General features: G+C 66.0%; 13 protein-coding genes. 1 reads left to right on the top strand and 12 read right to left on the bottom strand.

The features are described from left to right. Positions 1 to 167 precede the first annotated feature (167 nt). The 5 genes from tyrS to argH all read right to left on the bottom strand — a co-directional run bounded on the left by tyrS (position 168) and on the right by argH (position 6,930). The gene (gene tyrS / locus ACT3TP_RS09780) at positions 168 to 1,490 is read right to left on the bottom strand and encodes a tyrosine--tRNA ligase (protein ID WP_176484249.1); all 1,323 of its coding nucleotides are present in this window, start codon (positions 1,488 to 1,490) and stop codon (positions 168 to 170) included. Between the two features lie 89 nt (positions 1,491 to 1,579). Beyond that, positions 1,580 to 3,838, bottom strand: a complete 2,259-nt coding sequence (locus tag ACT3TP_RS09775) for a HelD family protein (protein ID WP_444620490.1) — start codon at positions 3,836 to 3,838, stop codon at positions 1,580 to 1,582. Between the two features lie 120 nt (positions 3,839 to 3,958). Then, the gene (locus tag ACT3TP_RS09770) at positions 3,959 to 4,492 is read right to left on the bottom strand and encodes an adenine phosphoribosyltransferase (RefSeq protein WP_444620489.1); all 534 of its coding nucleotides are present in this window, start codon (positions 4,490 to 4,492) and stop codon (positions 3,959 to 3,961) included. A gap of 149 nt (positions 4,493 to 4,641) precedes the next feature. After that, entirely contained in the window at positions 4,642 to 5,382 is a 741-nt protein-coding gene (locus ACT3TP_RS09765) for a maleylpyruvate isomerase family mycothiol-dependent enzyme (protein ID WP_444620488.1), read from the bottom strand. A 129-nt stretch (positions 5,383 to 5,511) separates the two neighbouring features. Next, entirely contained in the window at positions 5,512 to 6,930 is a 1,419-nt protein-coding gene (argH, locus tag ACT3TP_RS09760) for an argininosuccinate lyase (protein WP_444615929.1), read from the bottom strand. A gap of 344 nt (positions 6,931 to 7,274) precedes the next feature. On the opposite strand from argH, the gene ACT3TP_RS09755 reads away from it, so the two are divergent. Continuing rightward, positions 7,275 to 7,826, top strand: a complete 552-nt coding sequence (locus ACT3TP_RS09755; RefSeq protein WP_096287999.1) for an O-acetyl-ADP-ribose deacetylase — start codon at positions 7,275 to 7,277, stop codon at positions 7,824 to 7,826. An 83-nt stretch (positions 7,827 to 7,909) separates the two neighbouring features. Here ACT3TP_RS09755 and ACT3TP_RS09750 read toward each other — a convergent pair whose 3' ends face one another. From ACT3TP_RS09750 to argC, 7 genes are all read right to left on the bottom strand, one after another. Further along, positions 7,910 to 9,877 carry an HNH endonuclease signature motif containing protein gene (locus ACT3TP_RS09750; RefSeq protein WP_444620487.1) on the bottom strand — a complete coding sequence of 656 codons (1,968 nt, stop codon included), beginning with the start codon at positions 9,875 to 9,877 and terminating at the stop codon, positions 7,910 to 7,912. A 96-nt stretch (positions 9,878 to 9,973) separates the two neighbouring features. Further along, positions 9,974 to 10,477: an arginine repressor gene (locus ACT3TP_RS09745; protein WP_096288003.1), complete on the bottom strand. Its 504-nt coding sequence runs from the start codon at positions 10,475 to 10,477 to the stop codon at positions 9,974 to 9,976. After that, complete coding sequence (gene argF / locus ACT3TP_RS09740) at positions 10,478 to 11,437, bottom strand: ornithine carbamoyltransferase (RefSeq protein ID WP_444620486.1); 960 nt, start codon at positions 11,435 to 11,437, stop codon at positions 10,478 to 10,480. 45 nt (positions 11,438 to 11,482) lie between these two features. After that, positions 11,483 to 12,733, bottom strand: a complete 1,251-nt coding sequence (locus ACT3TP_RS09735; RefSeq protein ID WP_444620485.1) for an acetylornithine transaminase — start codon at positions 12,731 to 12,733, stop codon at positions 11,483 to 11,485. Further along, a complete protein-coding gene (gene argB, locus ACT3TP_RS09730) occupies positions 12,730 to 13,656 on the bottom strand; it encodes an acetylglutamate kinase (RefSeq protein ID WP_096288006.1) in 927 nt (308 codons plus the stop codon). Before argB ends, ACT3TP_RS09735 begins: the two co-directional genes overlap by 4 nt. Positions 13,657 to 13,682: 26 nt before the next feature. Then, positions 13,683 to 14,882 (bottom strand): bifunctional glutamate N-acetyltransferase/amino-acid acetyltransferase ArgJ, encoded by a 1,200-nt coding sequence (gene argJ, locus ACT3TP_RS09725; protein ID WP_444620484.1) that lies wholly within the window; start codon positions 14,880 to 14,882, stop codon positions 13,683 to 13,685. Beyond that, positions 14,879 to 15,910, bottom strand: a complete 1,032-nt coding sequence (gene argC, locus ACT3TP_RS09720) for an N-acetyl-gamma-glutamyl-phosphate reductase (RefSeq protein ID WP_444620483.1) — start codon at positions 15,908 to 15,910, stop codon at positions 14,879 to 14,881. The genes argJ and argC overlap by 4 nt, the downstream gene beginning before the upstream one ends. Between the last annotated feature and the right edge of the window lie 96 nt (positions 15,911 to 16,006).

The raw sequence follows: 16,006 nt of genomic DNA, 5'->3' as shown, positions 1-16,006 counted from the left end.
GGGGCTTCTACGTATCGCGCAAATCGGCGAACTGCCCAAAAAATCGCACCTAAACATTGTCTGACTAGTCATTTAGGGATAAAGGTACAACAAAACCGCCAGAAAAGTGTCGTGGTTCACAGACATTTCTGGCGGTTTCGTGTTTATCGCTGATCGAAGCCGGCTAATTACCTAGCCGAAAGCTCCACGACTGCCATGTTCTTCTTGCCGCGGCGCACGATGGCATAGCGGCCATGCAGGAAGTTTTCGGCGGTAAGCACAGTCTCGATTCCTGCAACCTTCTCGTTATTCACGTAGGCGCCACCTTCGTTCACGGTACGACGGGCTGCAGACTGGCTTTCGCTCAGACCCGAAACGTGAAGCACGTTCAGAATACCGAGCTCATCGCTCGTGACCTTCGCGGACGGCAACTCTGCGAGCACCGATTCCAGAGTCGGCAGGTCGATCTCGCTCAAATCACCATTACCGAAAACTGCCGCCGAAGCGTCGATCACCTTATTGGTGGCCTCTTCACCGTGCACCAACGAGGTAACAAGCCAAGCGAGTTCGCGTTGGGCCTGGCGCTTGAACGGACGCTCGGCGACCTCAATCTCCAAGGTCTCGATCTGCTCGCGGGTCAGGAAGGTGAAGACCTTCAGTCGGTTGATCACATCCGCGTCGGCGGTATTCAACCAGAACTGGTAGAGGGTGTACGGGCTGCACATCTCGGCGTCCAACCAGATGGCGTTTCCTTCGGACTTGCCGAATTTGGTGCCATCGGAATTGGTAATCAGCGGGGTGCCGTAGGCGTGAGCCGACTTGCCTTCAACCTTGCGGATCAGGTCGGTGCCGCTGGTGAGGTTTCCCCACTGATCCGAGCCACCGGTCTGCAGTGTGCAACCGTACTGGCGGTTCAGCTCAAGGAAGTCGTAGCCCTGCAGCACCTGGTAGGAGAATTCGGTGTAGCTGATCCCCTCATCGGAGTTCAGCCGGGCGGAAACGATTTCCTTCTTGATCATCGTGCCCACGCGGAAGTACTTGCCCACGTCGCGCAGGAAGTCCAAGGCAGAGAGCTGCTGGGTCCAGTCCAGATTGTTGACCAAGCGGACCGCGTTCTCCCCGTCGGCGGAAAGGAAGCGGGAAACCTGCCCCTGCAAGCGGGCAACCCACTCGGTGACGGTTTCTCTGGTGTTCAAGGTGCGCTCGGCGGTCTGGCGCGGATCGCCGATCAGACCGGTGGAACCGCCGACCAGGGCCAGCGGCTTGTGGCCGGCCAGCTGCAGGCGGCGCATATTCAGCAACTGCACGAGGTTGCCCAGATGAAGGGATGGTGCGGTCGGATCGAACCCGCAATAGTAAGTGATGCTCTCTTCGGACAGCACGCGTTCCAGCTCGGCCTCATCGGTGGACACATGCACCAGGCCGCGCCACTTCAGTTCCTGCCAGATATTCTCGAAGGAGGGATCATTACTCTGTCCCGCAATGACGGGATTTTGCTTTAAGTCAGACACAGTCTCCACATTAGCAAAATCCCGTCGGCCAGTCCTAGTTTGTCCCCGTTCTCACACCCGGGGATTCCGAACTGTCTTGGGACGAACGACTAGGACTCGGTGAGCCCCGCGGGCAGCGGAGCGGTGTGAATCACGTGCAAGCGCTGAGTGGTGCGGGTCATCGCGACGTACAGATCGCCCACTCCCCCATCGACGTCCGCGATCAGCTGCGCCGGTTCCACGATGATCACCCCGTCGAATTCCAAGCCCTTGGATTCGCGTGCGGTAATCACCACGATGTCCTGGACCATTCCGCCGGACCCGGTGCCAACGCGCTCACCGTAGATCTTGGTGACCGCAGCGCGCGCGTCGGCCAGCAATTCCTGCGGGACGATGATCGCCTGCAGCCCCCCGGCCGCGTAGTCCAGCTCTTCGGGAAGCTGCGCGATGAGCTGCTCGATCAACTGACCCTGCGGCGCATAGGTGAGCACCGGCGGCCAGTCACCCTCGCGCACCGCGCGCGGCGTGGTGATGCGCAGCCCCGCGGCTTGGGCCACGCGAACCGCAGCATCGGCGATCTGCGCCGGGGTGCGGTAATTGACCGTGAGCTCTTCGAGGTTGTAGCGCTCGCCCAGGAAGGGTTCCAACGCCTGCGCCCAGCTGTTTGCGCCCGAGGCGGCGGAGGTCTGCGCGATATCTCCGACGATGGTGAAGGACTTCATCGGGCAACGGCGCACCAGCAGGCGCCACTGCATCGGCGAGAGTTCCTGGGCTTCATCGACCACGATATGCCCGTAGGCCCAGGTGCGATCGGCCACCGCACGTTCCGCGGCGCTCTGCGAGGCAGCGGTTTCCTGGTTCACCGCGGCGACCTGCTCCGCGGTGACCACCCCGTCGATCCCCGCGTTGGCGAGCATCGTGTCCATATTGTTCAGCGCCATCTTCGCGTTTTCCACGTCACGCTCGTACTGCGAGGTATCAGGAGCGTCCTGCGGGTTGACGAACTCGCCGAGCAATTCGGCGGCCTCGTCGAGCAGCGGCACGTCGGCCTCGGTGAACGCCGAGCCGGCCGGGCGGAAGAGCGCGTCGCGGTCGGCCTGCGACAGCCGCGGGGCGGCCGCTTCGAGCAGGTGCGGCTTGGCGTAGAGCTCTTCGAGCAGGCCCTGCGGGCTCAGCGGCATCCAGCAAAGGTTGATCGCCACGCGCACATCCCAGGATTCGCGGACTTCCTGGGGCAGGTAGGAGCGGTCCGCGGCGCTGGGCTGCCCGGCGGATTCCTCCAGTTTGCGCAGCAGCTGCTCGGCCAGGTCCCCGACGATCACCTTGGTGAAGGTCTCGCGCGCCTCGTTATAGGGCTTGTGGCTGTGCCGGGCGCGTTCGCGGGCGTTGCGCACCATGCCCCGGGTCAGCGTCAGCCGGGTGCCTTCGACCACCACGGTGCGGTCCTCGGCGAGCAGCCGCTGGCGGTTGCGCACCGCGGCGGCGATCACCTTGGCCATCGACAGCCGGCCCTTGACCTTCGCCACGGTCCGGTTGGTTTCAGCTCCGGCCGCCACCCCGTGGTACAGCTCGCCTACCGAGGACATGACCACGCCGGTTTCGCCCAGCGACGGGAGCACGCGTTCGATATAGCGCATGAAGGAATTGGACGGGCCGACGATCAGCACGCCGGCGTTCTTCAGCCGTTCGCGGTATTCGTAGAGCAGGAAGGCAGCGCGGTGCAGCGCAACGGCGGTTTTGCCGGTGCCCGGACCGCCCTGCACGACCACGGCGCCTGGAAGCTCCGCACGGATGATCGCATCCTGCTCGGCCTGGATGGTGCCGACGATATCGCCCATCCGGCCGGTGCGTTTTTCGCGCAGCGCGGCCATCAAGGCACCTTCACCGTGGTGGGTGTGCCCCTCGTCGAGCCAGGTCTCATCGAGCACGTCATCTTCGATCCCCGCCACCGTACGGCCTTTGAGCATCAGGTGGCGGCGGCGCCGGACGCCGCGCGGGTTCAACGCGGTGGCCTGGTAGAACGGGGCGGCTTCGGAAGCGCGCCAGTCGATCATCAGCCGATTGAGCTCCTCGTCGGATAGCCCGATGCGGCCGATATAGCGCGGTTCCAGGCCCTCTCCGTGATCGGCCATGTCCAGCCGGCCGAAGACCAAGCGATCCTGCACCGCGTCCAACTGGGCGATGCGGTCCTCGTAGAGGCTGGCGAACGAATCGCGTTCGGATTGGTTCTGGAAGGTCCCCACCGCACCGGTGGCCCGGGTGCGCGCAAGCTGCTCCACCTTTTCCGCGCGCAACTCATCGAGCCTGTCATACAGGCGTGCGACGTACTGGCTTTCAGCGAGCAGATCCCGCTCGATCGTACCGGTCAATCTTGGTTCCCCTCGCGCTAACTTACAGGACAGACAATCTTACGCGCGTGGCGGCGCTACGGGTTAATCCCGCGAAGCCACCACGTCATCTTCGCGCCGCACCACGCCGTGGCGCGGCGGTTAAACCGTTTGCAGCGACAGCACCCGGTGCCCGCCCAGGTTCTTGCGTCCGCCCAAGGCCTCAAGCTCCAAGATCACCCCGACGCCGGCGACGATGCCTCCGGCGCGTTCGATCAGCCGCACCGAGGATCCCACGGTCCCGCCGGTGGCGAGCACATCGTCGAGCACCAGCACCCGGGTGCCGGGGGCGATCTCATCCTTATGCAACTCCAGGGCGGCACTGCCGTATTCCAGAGTGTAGTCATCTCGGTAGACCTCGCGCGGCAGCTTTCCGGCCTTGCGGATGGTCAGCATCCCGGTCCCCGAGGCGTAGGCCGCAGCCGCGGCGAGCACGAAGCCGCGCGCTTCCAGCCCGGCGACGATGTCGAAGGTGCCAACGAAGGGCGCGATCAACTCGTCAACCAAGCGGCGCAAGCCCACCGGGTCGGCAAACACCGGGGTGAGGTCCTTGAAGGAGACGCCGGGCTGCGGGTAGTCGGGGACCACCGCGCACAGTCGATCCAGCAGTTCGCAAATGCTCTCGTTATTAGTCACGCGTAATATTTTAGTGCGTGCGTGACCCCGCTGGGTACCTGGACGATTGTGCCATCGGCGGAACGGAGGCACCCGGGCTCGCTGCTGCGGTGCCGCCCGGTCGCCCATTGGCTAGTGCGGCAGCGATCCGAGCGCGGAATCGCGCGGAATCAGCGCTGCATCAGGGTATCGCTCGGCCAAGGCAGCAGGGTGGGGAATTCGGCCGAATCGGCGGCCTTGGTGGCGCGTACCACCCCGCTGACCGGGCGTCCGGCGAACCAGGCGGCCAGATCGTAATCGGTTCCCTCCAATACCCAGGACCGCTGACCGCTGCCGAGCACCTGGCGCTGCCGTCCGTGGGGTTGCACCACGACCCGGTCCTCTGCCCGCACCCGGGCGGCCAGTGCGCGCAGCAGATGATCGGAGAATTCTTGTGGCCAGCTGGCGGCCGGGCGCACGAATTCATCCAGATCGGTGGCGTGAATCAGCATTTCGCGCCATACCGCATAGACCATGTCCGCGACCTGCGCCGCGGGCCGATAGCCCACCGGCTGCTCCCATTTGGCTTCGCAACCGGCCAGCACCACGCGCAGCTGCGCGAGGGATTCGGCCACCAGTTCGCGCAGCTTTTCCGGTCGCAGCAACGCGACCATATTGATCGCTTCGATCCGCCCGACCTGTCCCCCGTCGTACATCGGCGGCAGGTGCGCCGCCCCGGCGTTCTCGAATTGCCGCCGGGCCGCCTGCGCCAGCGAATGCAGGTGCGCGACTAGTTGCGCGGTGCTCCAACCGGGCAGCGAGCTGGGCTTGGCGAACGCCTCGTCGGGCAACTGCGCCAGCTGCGTGGCCAATTCGTCCAAGGCCGTGGTGACCTGCTCAATGAGTTGTTCCGGCGGAAGTTCAGATGTCATGGCACACACTCTAGCGCGCGGGCATATCCGCGCAGAAGTCCAGCTCGTTAAACGCCTATGGCGGCCCGATAGCTTCGCGGTATCGTGAAGCTATCGGGCCGCCATCGGTTGCCGAACGAAGGTTTGGGCCTAGCCCTTGACCCAGGCGCGGATCTCGTCGAGCTGGCGTTCGAATTCGGTTAGCTGCGCCGCGACGGCACTCGGCGCGGTGCCGCCCTGCCCGTTGCGCGCGTTCAGCGAACCTTCGGTGGAGAGCACTTCGCGCACCGCCGGGGTCAGGTGCTCGGAGATGCCCGCATATTCTTCGTCGGTCAGATCCCACAGCTCCACGCCGCGCGATTCGGCCAGCTGCACGGCGGACCCGGAGAGCTCATGCGCATCGCGGAACGGCACGCCCTGGCGGACCAGCCATTCGGCGATGTCGGTGGCCAAGGCGAAGCCCTGCGGAGCAAGCTGCGCCATGCGCTCGGTATTGAAGGTCAGCGTGCCCATCATGCCGGCCATCGCTGGCAGCAGCATCTCCAGGGTGTCCGCGGCGTCGAACACCGGTTCCTTGTCTTCCTGCAGGTCGCGGTTGTAGGCCAGCGGCAGCGCCTTCAGCGTTGCCAGCAAACCGGTCAGGTCGCCGATCAGCCGGCCGGCCTTGCCGCGGGCCAGCTCGGCGATGTCCGGGTTCTTCTTCTGCGGCATGATCGAGGAGCCGGTGGAGAAGGCATCGTGCAGCTTCACGAAGCTGAACTCCTTGGTGGCCCAGAGGATCACTTCTTCGGACACGCGGGAGAGGTCCACGCCGATCATCGCGGTGATCCAGGAGAATTCGGCGAATACGTCACGTGCGGCGGTGCCGTCGATTGAGTTGAACACCGCGGAGTCGAAGCCCAGCTCGCTGGCGACGAAGTTCGGGTCCAGTCCCAGGGTCTGCCCGGCCAGCGCGCCGGAGCCGTAAGGGGAAACCGCAGCTCGCTTATCCCAATCGGCGAAGCGCTGCACGTCGCGCAGCAGCGGCCACGCGTAGGCCAGCAGCAGGTGCGAAAGCAGGATCGGCTGGGCGTGCTGCAGGTGGGTACGCCCTGGCATCGGCGCGTAAGGGTGGGCCTTGGCCTGGTCGACCATCGCATCGATGGTGTCGATGACACCGGAGGCGATGATGCGTGCGTGGTCGCGCAGGAACAAGCGGCCCAGGGTAGCGATCTGGTCATTGCGCGAGCGGCCCGCGCGCAGCTTGCCGCCCAGCTGCGTGCCGGCGCGTTCGAGCAGTCCGCGTTCCAGCGAACCATGCACGTCCTCATCGGATTCTGCCGCCACGTAGGCCTCGGACTTCACGTCCGCTTCGAGCTGGTCAAGGGCGGCGAGCATCTCCGTCAGCTCGGCCTCGGTCAGCAGCCCCGCGCGGTTGAGCACCTTGGCGTGGGCACGGGAACCGGCGATGTCGTAGCTGGCCAGGCGCCAGTCGAAGTGGGTCGACTTACTCAGGGCAGCCATCGCATCAGCGGGCCCACCGGAGAAGCGTCCGCCCCAGAGCGATCCTTCATTTGTTGACGAGGTCATGACTCGTTCCTTTCAGCCAGATCCCGCCGGGCGACGGGTAAAGTTTATTGATTCGCTGAAACCACTCTAGCAAAGCTTTATGCATTGGCGCTCATAAATATTCAGCAAGTTTGCGATTCTGCTGTGCGCATCTTTCGGTGCGCGGTCCCCCTCCGCTCGAAGCACGGGTCACCCGGCGTCACATATCGTGCCCGGCATGAGTAGCCATCGGCTGCCTGTGAACTATGTACCGATTTTTTGAGAGGAGTCGGTGAGTTGCGCGTTTTACACTTCCGCAGGTGCGGAGGCGAGCGTATGGTGAGAGACACACAATCGAATACGGATACTTCGTTGGAGGAAACCCCATGGAAATCCAGTTATACCGCGGTGATATCACCACGTTGAACGTTGATGCCATCGTGAACGCAGCCAATCCCTCATTGTTGGGTGGCGGCGGCGTTGACGGAGCTATTCATGCGGCAGCCGGCCCGGCCCTGCTCGCCGCTTGCCGCGAAGTGCGCACGGCCCGGTACCCCGATGGGATCCCTTCCGGTATTGCCGTAGCGACGAAGGCAGGGAACCTTTCGGCGAAGTGGGTTATCCACACCGCTGCGCCGAACCTGGCACTGCTCAAGCCAAACCCGAAAATACTGGCCGATTGCTTCAGCAATTCGCTCTATCTAGCCGCGCGCCATGAGGCGCACTCGATCGCATTCCCGGCCTTGGGCGCGGGTGCGTTCGGCTGGCCGCCGGAGCAGGTCGCACAGATTGGTTTCGAAACGATCAGCGCCTGGATCGAAACGAATAAGCATATTTCGCCGATCCATCGAGTTGTGATGGTGTCACATACCGACGAGGTTCAAGAAGCCTTCGAGCAGGCTTTTAACATGTCCTCCGTGGACCAGCTCGCAGCCTAGACGCTCCGATACCCCGGTGCCAGACACCATTAACTACCCGTCATGGCACAGCGCCTGACGGGTAGTTCTTCTCTGGGGCGCGGTCAAGCAGCCGGGTGAGCACTATCGCCCGGGGCTTGCCGGTCCTGCCGCGTTTCCGGATGCCGGTTCAACACGGCCCGATAACTGGCGCCGGGTGGAATCCCGGGGCCCTGCGCAGAGCCATTTCCCGTGGCATCGAAGGTTTGGAAGTACCGATTGCGTCTCGGCCTTCGATCTGGGTCGAGGTGTTCGGGCAAGATGACGTGCGGCAGCCCGTCGATGCTCACGATCTTGAGGTACCCCAGGTGCACCGCGACATGATGGGCCGGGCATAAGGGGCAGCAATTGGACAGGCTGGTTTGGCCACCGTGTTCCCAGTACCGGATGTGATGGTAATCCAGCAGCGCCGGATCCATGGTGCAACCGGGCACGACGCAGCCGCCGTCGCGTGCCCGCGCGGCCCGTTTGATCGACTTGGGAAACAACCTCTGGGATCGTCCGACATCGAGCACCTGCCCCGCTGCATTGAAAACCATGGGGATGATCTCCGCTTCGCACAATAATTTGCGCAGGTCTTCCGGTTCCAGCTCGATCCCGTGGGCGGTGCGGGCGGTGCCGCTGGCCAGCTCGCGCAGGTCGCGTAGCGCCAGGTACACGATCAGCTCCGGGGTGACGGTTTTTCCGTCGCTGCCTTCACCGCCATGGGTTTGGTTCCGCAAGATGCCAAGCAGGGCATTCAGCCGGCGTTGCGGCACGCTGCACAGCGGATCCAGGTCCGTCTGCGCGGCCATGAACTCGGCGGAGGCCGGAAAAGGTTCGATTCCTGCCGGGACCGGCGGTGGGTTGCTGCGCCGGGTCCGGGAAGAAGGTGCTGGCGATGCGGGGTTTTCCTTGCCCCGCGGTACTGCTTCAGCCTCACCGCTAAGTTCGGGCGCTGGGCTCCCTTCGGGCGCCGCTTCCTCCGCGGCCGCGGGTTCTGGGATCTGCTCGGGGTCGGGAGCTGCAGCCCACCGCGGAGGTGGGCTGGCGCTGTTCCACTGCCGATCCAGGTTTTCTCGCCACGCCGGCAGCTGCTCCGCGGACTTTCCGGTGGTTGACTGCATGTCCGGGGCATCCGCTGGCCGTTTGAGCACCGTCGCGGCCAAGCGGGCCGCCGCCCCGGCGGCCGTTCGCTTGTTGTCGGCCTGGGCGATCAGCGATTCGAAGAGCTCTGCGTCGAGGCCCTCCACTCGGATGAGGTACTCGTGCACTCCCTGCTTGACCGGGCGGGGGAAAACGCCTAGTTTCGGGCGGGGCTGCTCGCTATGCTTCAGCTTGTATCTGGCCATCAGGGCGCCGATTTTCTTCCGGCTGGTGGCTCGATCGTGTTCTTTCAGCAGCCGGTTGGCGTGCGCCTCGAGGGTTTGGCCGTCCTCGGCCGTGGCGCTGGCGGTGGTGGGCAGCCCATCGAAGGTGGTGTCCTGGGGCTCGACCTTGTCCAGCGCCCTGGCCTGGGCGAGCACCGCGCGCGGATCAAGCTGCTTGTGCTCGGCGAAGGTGCGGGCCAGTTGCGTAAACCGCGGGGCGCAGCCGGTGCCGGCGATGCTGCGCCGGGCGTGGATCAGGTGCGCGTCGGCGATGCGGCGGCTAGCCTCCTGATAGTCCAGCCCGAGCCACTTGCCCAAAAAATCCGCGGCATCCCGGTAGCAGGTGCGTCCCGGAGCCAGTTGCGCGGCGGCGCTGAAATCGGTGGAGCCGGCACGCAGCGCGTCGAATTCCTCCAGGGCCAGGGCATGGCTTGCGGTAATTTCCACGGCGCTGGCCGCACGCGGCAGCTCGCGGTAGACCTCGCGGTTCAACCGCTCGAGATGCTCGGCGAAGGCGGCCGCCACCCGCGGATCATCGGTGGCGGCGGCTTGCTCGGCAAGAACCCCGAACAGCGTGCGGCACGCGTCTTGCGCGGCGATGAGCTGTTCGATACTCAGCGCGGGCGCGGTTACGAGCTGGCCGGCCAGCTCGCTCAGCGTAGGTGGCAGTTGTTCGGGGTCCATGCACCGATGATGCCCCGAGACGTGCGCGGCTTAAACGGCACCGCCACCGGGTGTGGATAACATCCGGTGGCGGGCCGATCGTGCGTGGATTCCCGGTTAGCGCGGTTCGGCCAGTTGCAGGAAACGCCCGGCGACCTCCGCGGCCCCCTCGGCCGCCCGGGTGATCACCATGATCGTGTCGTCCCCCGCGATGCAGCCGAGGATGGAGGGCATCTGCGAGTGGTCGATGGCCAGCGCTAGCAGGTTCGCGGCGCCCGGCGGGGTGCGCAGCACGACGATGTTGCCCGAGGCTTCGGCGGTGACCAGCTGCTCAGCGCAGATCTTGGCCAGCCGTGCGTCGAGCACCTCCTGGGTGATCGCGGTCTTCGGGGAACGGTCCCCGCCCTCCTGGCGCACCGCGTAAATCAGCTGGCCGAGGTGGTCGCGGATGCGCACCGCCCCGATTTCCACCAGGTCCCGGGAGAGCGTGGCCTGGGTGACCTCCAGCCCGTCGTCCTTCAGCAGCCCGAGCAGCTCGGCCTGGCTTTTGACCGAATTATTCCCCAAAAATGCGCGGATCCGCGCCTGGCGGGCGGTCTTGGTGCTTGGCTGGGTCCCCATTTAAAGCTCGACCCGCTCGTCCTCGGCCAGCTCGGAGGCGACCATCAGCCAGGCCATAATGGCCTTCTGCGCGTGGACCCGGTTTTCGGCCTCGTCGAACACCACCGACTGCGGGCCGTCGATCACCTCGGCGTCGATCTCGTAGCCGCGGTAGGCCGGCAGGCAGTGCAGCACGATGGCATCGGGCTTTGCCAGCTTCATGGCTTCGGCGGTCACCGAGTAGTCGGTGAACAGCTGCTGGCGTTCGGCCTTCTCGGCCTCCTGCCCCATGGAGACCCAGGTATCGGTGACGACCACGTCCGCGTCGGCCAGCGCGGCGGCCGCGTCGGTGGTGATGGTGACCGAACCGCCGGACCGCTCGGCGCGGATTTCCGCGGCGGCGATGATCTCGGCGGCCGGGAGGTAGCCTTCCGGGCCGGCGATGCGCACGTGCATGCCGGCGGTGACCCCGGCCAGCAGGTAGGAGTTGGCCATGTTATTCGCCGCATCGCCCAGGTAGACCATGCACAGCCCGGCGGTCTTGCCCTTGTGCTCGCGCACGGTGAGCAGGTCGGCGAGCAGCTGGCAGGGGTGGTAATCGTCGCTCAGCGCGTTGATCACCGGCACCGCGGAGTTCGCCGCCATTTCCTCCAGCCCGGACTGCGCGTAGGTGCGCCAGACGATGGTGGAGACCATGCGCTCTAGCACCTTGGCCGAGTCGGCGATGGATTCCTTGTGGCCCAGCTGCGATTCGCCGGAGTTGATGATCAGCGGGGAGCCGCCGAGCTCCGCGATGCCCGCATGGAAGGAGACCCGGGTGCGGGTGCTGGTCTTATCGAAGAACACCGCGACGGTCTGCGGGCCGGCGTAGGGCCGGTAGCCGTATTTGTCGGCCTTCATCGCCGCGGCGAGGTCCAGGACCTTGGATTGCTCGGCGGGGCTCAGGTCGAGGTCGGTCAAGAAGTGGCGGGTAGCGCTCATGGATCTGTTCCTTTTGCTTCCGGTGGTGCCGGGAAAATGTGTGGGCTAGGCGGCGGTGGCCGCGGTCAGCAGCGCCGGCAGGGCGGCGAGGAAGGTGCCCAGCTGCTCGCGGGTGATGATCAGCGGCGGGGCAAGGCGGATGGTGGACTCGTCCGTGGCGTTCACGATGAATCCGGCATCCAGTGCCGCGCCGACCAGCTGCGGGGCCGAGCCATTAGCCAGTTCGAAGGCGGTGAGCAGGCCGCGTCCGCGGACCGCCCCCACCCCGGCGATGCCGGCCAGTTCGGCGCGCAGCCAGTTCCCGGTTTCGCGCACATGGCCCAGCAGCTTCTCATTTTCAATGGTGTGGATGACCGCGAGCCCGGCGGCGCAGGCCACCGGGTTGCCGCCGAAGGTGGTGCCGTGGTCCCCCGGGGTCAGCCAGGCGGTGTTTTCCTGCCCGAAGACGATCATCGCCCCGATCGGGAAGCCGCCGCCCAGTCCCTTGGCCAGGGTCATCACATCGGGAATCACCCCGGCGGAGGCGAAGAACTCCCCGGTGCGCCCCATGCCGGTCTGCACCTCGTCGAAGACCAGCAGGGCCCCGGCCGCGGTGGTGATCTCGCGGGCAGCACGCAGGTAGTCGGCGCCCAGCTCGCGCACCCCGGCCTCGCCCTGGATGGGTTCGATGAATACCGCGGCCACGGTTTCGTCCACCGCGGCGCGCAGCGCGGCCTCGTCGCCGGCAGGAATCCAGCTGACGTTCTCCGGCAGCGGCGCGAAGGGCGCGCGGTACTTCTCCTTGTAGGTCAGCGACAGGGCGCCGAGCGTGCGGCCGTGGAAGGCGTGCTCCAGGGCGATCACCTTGGTGCGCGGGACCGCGTCGGTGCCGGTGTTCCGGCGGGTGAGCTTCAGCGCCGCCTCGTTCGCCTCTGTGCCGGAGTTCGCGAAGAACACCTTTGAGCCTTCTGGAGCGGCCGAAATTTCGAGCAGCTTCTCGGCCAGCGCGATCTGCGTCGGGGAACTGAAGAAGTTCGACACGTGGCCCAAGGTGGCCAGCTGGCTGGTGATCACACTGTTCAGCAGCGGATTCGCGTGGCCCAGGGTGTTCACCGCGATGCCGCCGAGCAGATCCAGGTACTGGTTGCCGTCGGCGTCCCAGACGTGGCAGCCGGCCCCGCGCACGAGCACCCGCGACGGGGCGCCGAACACGCCGAGCAGCGACTTGGCGTAGCGGGCGGACAGATCCGCGCCGTGCAGCGCGGAGAGTTCGTTGGCCTCGTTCAGCGCGCCGGTGGCGCGCAGTTCCTGACTCACTTTGATTCCTTAATCTGGGGTACCACCTGGGTGCCGACCCCGGCGGTGGTGAAAATTTCGAGCAGCATCGAGTGCGCCTCGCGGCCGTCGACGATATGCGCCTGGGGCACTCCGGCGTCCACCGCCTTCAGGCAGGCACCCATCTTCGGGATCATGCCCGATTCCAGGGTGGGCAGCATGCTGCGCAGCTCCTCGTTGGTGATCGAGCTGATCAGCGAGGACTTGTCCGGCCAGGCGGCGTAGAGCCCCTCCACGTCGGTGAGGATCACCAGCTTGGCGGCGCCCAGCGCGGTGGCCAGCGCCGCGGCGGCGGTGTCCGCGTTGACGTTGAGGATCGCGCCGGTGGGATCGGCGTGCTCGTCGAACTCCGGGGCGACGGTGGAGATGACCGGGATCATTCCGGCCTTGACCAGCGAATCCACCTGGTCGGTGCGCACCCGGGTGACCTCGCCGACCAGCCCGAGGTCAACCTCGACGCCGTCCACGGTGGTGCCGGTGCGCACCGCCTGCAAGGTGGCCCCGTCCTCCCCGGACATGCCCACCGAGTAGGGTCCGTGCGAGTTGATCAGGCCCACCAGGTCGCGCTGCACCTGGCCGGTGAGCACCATGCGCACCACGTCCATGGCCTCGGGGGTGGTCACCCGCAGCCCGCCGCGGAATTCGGATTTGATGCCCAGGGTGTCGAGCATCTTGTTGATCTGCGGGCCGCCGCCGTGCACCACCACCGGGTTGATGCCGGCGTGTCGCAGGAACACGATGTCCTCGGCGAAGGCGCGGCGCAGCGACTCGTTGACCATCGCGTTGCCGCCGTATTTGATGACCATCGTGGTCCCGGCGAAACGCTGGATCCAGGGCAGCGCCTCGATCAGGGCTTCGGCCTTGGTGCGAGCGGCGCCGAGGTTGGTATGTGCTGTGTGCGGCATGGTGGGTGTGCTCCTGCGAAGGCGGCCTAGCTGGAGTAGGCGGAGTTTTCGTGGACGTAGTCATGGGTCAGGTCGTTGGTCAGGATCGTCGCCTCGACCTCCCCGGCGTTCAGGTCGATGTCGATGGTGACGAAGCGGTCTTCCAGCGAGATCAGGTTGCGGTCCTCGCCGACGCCGCCGTTTTTGCAGACCATGACGCCGTTGATCGACACGTTCAGCTCATCGGGTTCGAAGGCCGCGGCCGTGGTGCCGACCTCGGAGAGCACCCGGCCCCAGTTGGGGTCCTTGCCGAAGATCGCGGTCTTGACCAGGTTCGAGCGGGATACCGCGCGGGAGACCTCCAAAGCGTCGGCCTCGGTGGCCGCGTTGTAGGTGCGCACCGCGATGGTGTGCGCCGCGCCTTCGGCATCGTCGATCAGCTTCGCGGCCAGCTCCTGGCACAGATCGGCCAGGGCTGCGGTGAATTCTGCCAGGTCCGGGGCGATGCCCGAGGCGCCGGAGGACATCAGCAGCACGGTGTCGTTGGTGGACATGCAGCCATCGGAGTCCGCCCGGTCGAAGCTCACCGCGGTGGCCGCGCGCAGGGCCTGATCGAGCGCCTTGGGCTCGAGCACCGCGTCGGTGGTGAGCACCACGAGCATGGTGGCCAGCGCCGGGGCGAGCATGCCCGCGCCCTTGGCCATGCCGCCGATGGTGTAGCCGCTCACGCTGCGCGAGGCCAGCTTCGGGACGGTGTCGGTGGTCATGATGCCGGCGGCGGCTTCGTCGGCGGCCCCTTGGCCGTCGGCGAGCGCGCCGGCCGCCTGCTTCACCCCGGGCAGCAGCTTGTCCATCGGCAGCTGCATGCCGATCAGGCCGGTGGAGGCCACCGCCACGTCGCCCGAAGAGAGGTTCAGCAGTTCGGCCACGTATTCGGCGGTGCGGTGCGTGTTGCCGAATCCCTCGGCACCGGTGCAGGCGTTGGCGCCGCCGGAGTTCAGCACGATCGCATCCACCCGGCCGTCCTTGACGATCTCCTTGGACCAGTGCACCGGGGCGGCGGCCACGCGGTTCGCGGTGAATACCGCGGCGGCGGTGAAGTCCGGGCCCAGGTTCTGCACCAGCACGACGTCGTTCTTGCCGGTGGACTTCAGGCCCGCAGGGACCCCGGAGGCCAGGAAGCCGGCCGGTGCGGTGACGCCGGCCAGTTCGGCCTGCGGAAAGGTGGGGGTGTGGGACAGGCTCACGGTGCGACTCCTTGCATCATCAATCCGGTGGTTTCGGGCAGGCCGAGGGCGATATTCATCGATTGCACCGCGGCGCCCGCGGTGCCCTTGGTGAGGTTATCCAGCGCAACCGTGACGATCACTCGTCCGGCGTGCTCGTCGAGCGCCAGCTGCAGCTGCACGTGGTTGCTCCCCTGCACCGCGCCGGTGGTCGGCCACTGGCCCTCGGGCAGCAGGTGCACAAAGGGCTCGTTGGCGTAGGCCGACTCCCAGGCTGCGCGCAGCGCGCCGGCGGTGACTCCGGGCTTGATGCGCGCGGTGGCGGTGGTCAGGATGCCGCGCGGCATCGGTGCGAGGGTCGGGGTGAAGGATACGGTGACTTCCTCCCCGGCGAGCTTGCTCAAGCCCTGCTCCATCTCGGGGATGTGGCGGTGGATGCCGCCGACGCCATAGGTGCTCATCGAGCCCATGGTTTCGCTGCCCAGCAAATGGGTTTTGGCGCTCTTGCCGGCCCCGGAGGTGCCCGAGGCGGAGACGATGACCACGTCTTTGGCCTCCAGCAGGCCCGCGCCGTAGCCCGGGGCGAGGGCCAATTGGCCGCCGGTCGGGTAGCAGCCGGGGACGGCCACGCGCTTGGTGCCGATCAGTTGTTCGCGCTGGCCGGGCAGTTCGGGCAGCCCGTAGGGCCAGGATCCGGCGTGCGGCGAACCGTAGAATTTCTCCCAGGCGGCGGCGGATTCCAGCCGGTGATCCGCCCCGGCATCGATCACCAAGGTGGATTCGGGCAGGGCCGCGGCGACCGCTGCGCTCGCGCCATGCGGAAGGGCGAGGAAGACCACGTCGTGCCCGGCCAGGTTTTCCACGGTGGTCTCCACGAGCACGCGGTCGGCCAGGGAATGCAGATGCGGGGCGACGCCGCCCAAACGCAGCCCGGCCTGGGAATGCGCGGTGATCGCACCGATCTCTACCTGTGGGTGGTTGGCCAAAATTCGAAGGACCTCGCCGCCGGCGTATCCGCTGGCGCCGGAGACAGCAACTGAAATCGTCATGACCTCACTCTACAACTGGTTATGCATCAAACCTAATAAATATGCATAAATAGTTCGTCATTTACGCAACCCGGGGTTGCCGCACACCCGGCTCAC

The organism is Glutamicibacter sp. AOP38-B1-38 (assembly GCF_052377485.1).
In the GTDB taxonomy this organism is placed as follows: Bacteria; Actinomycetota; Actinomycetes; order Actinomycetales; family Micrococcaceae; genus Glutamicibacter.
This window is presented reverse-complemented; position numbering and strand designations above follow the sequence as displayed.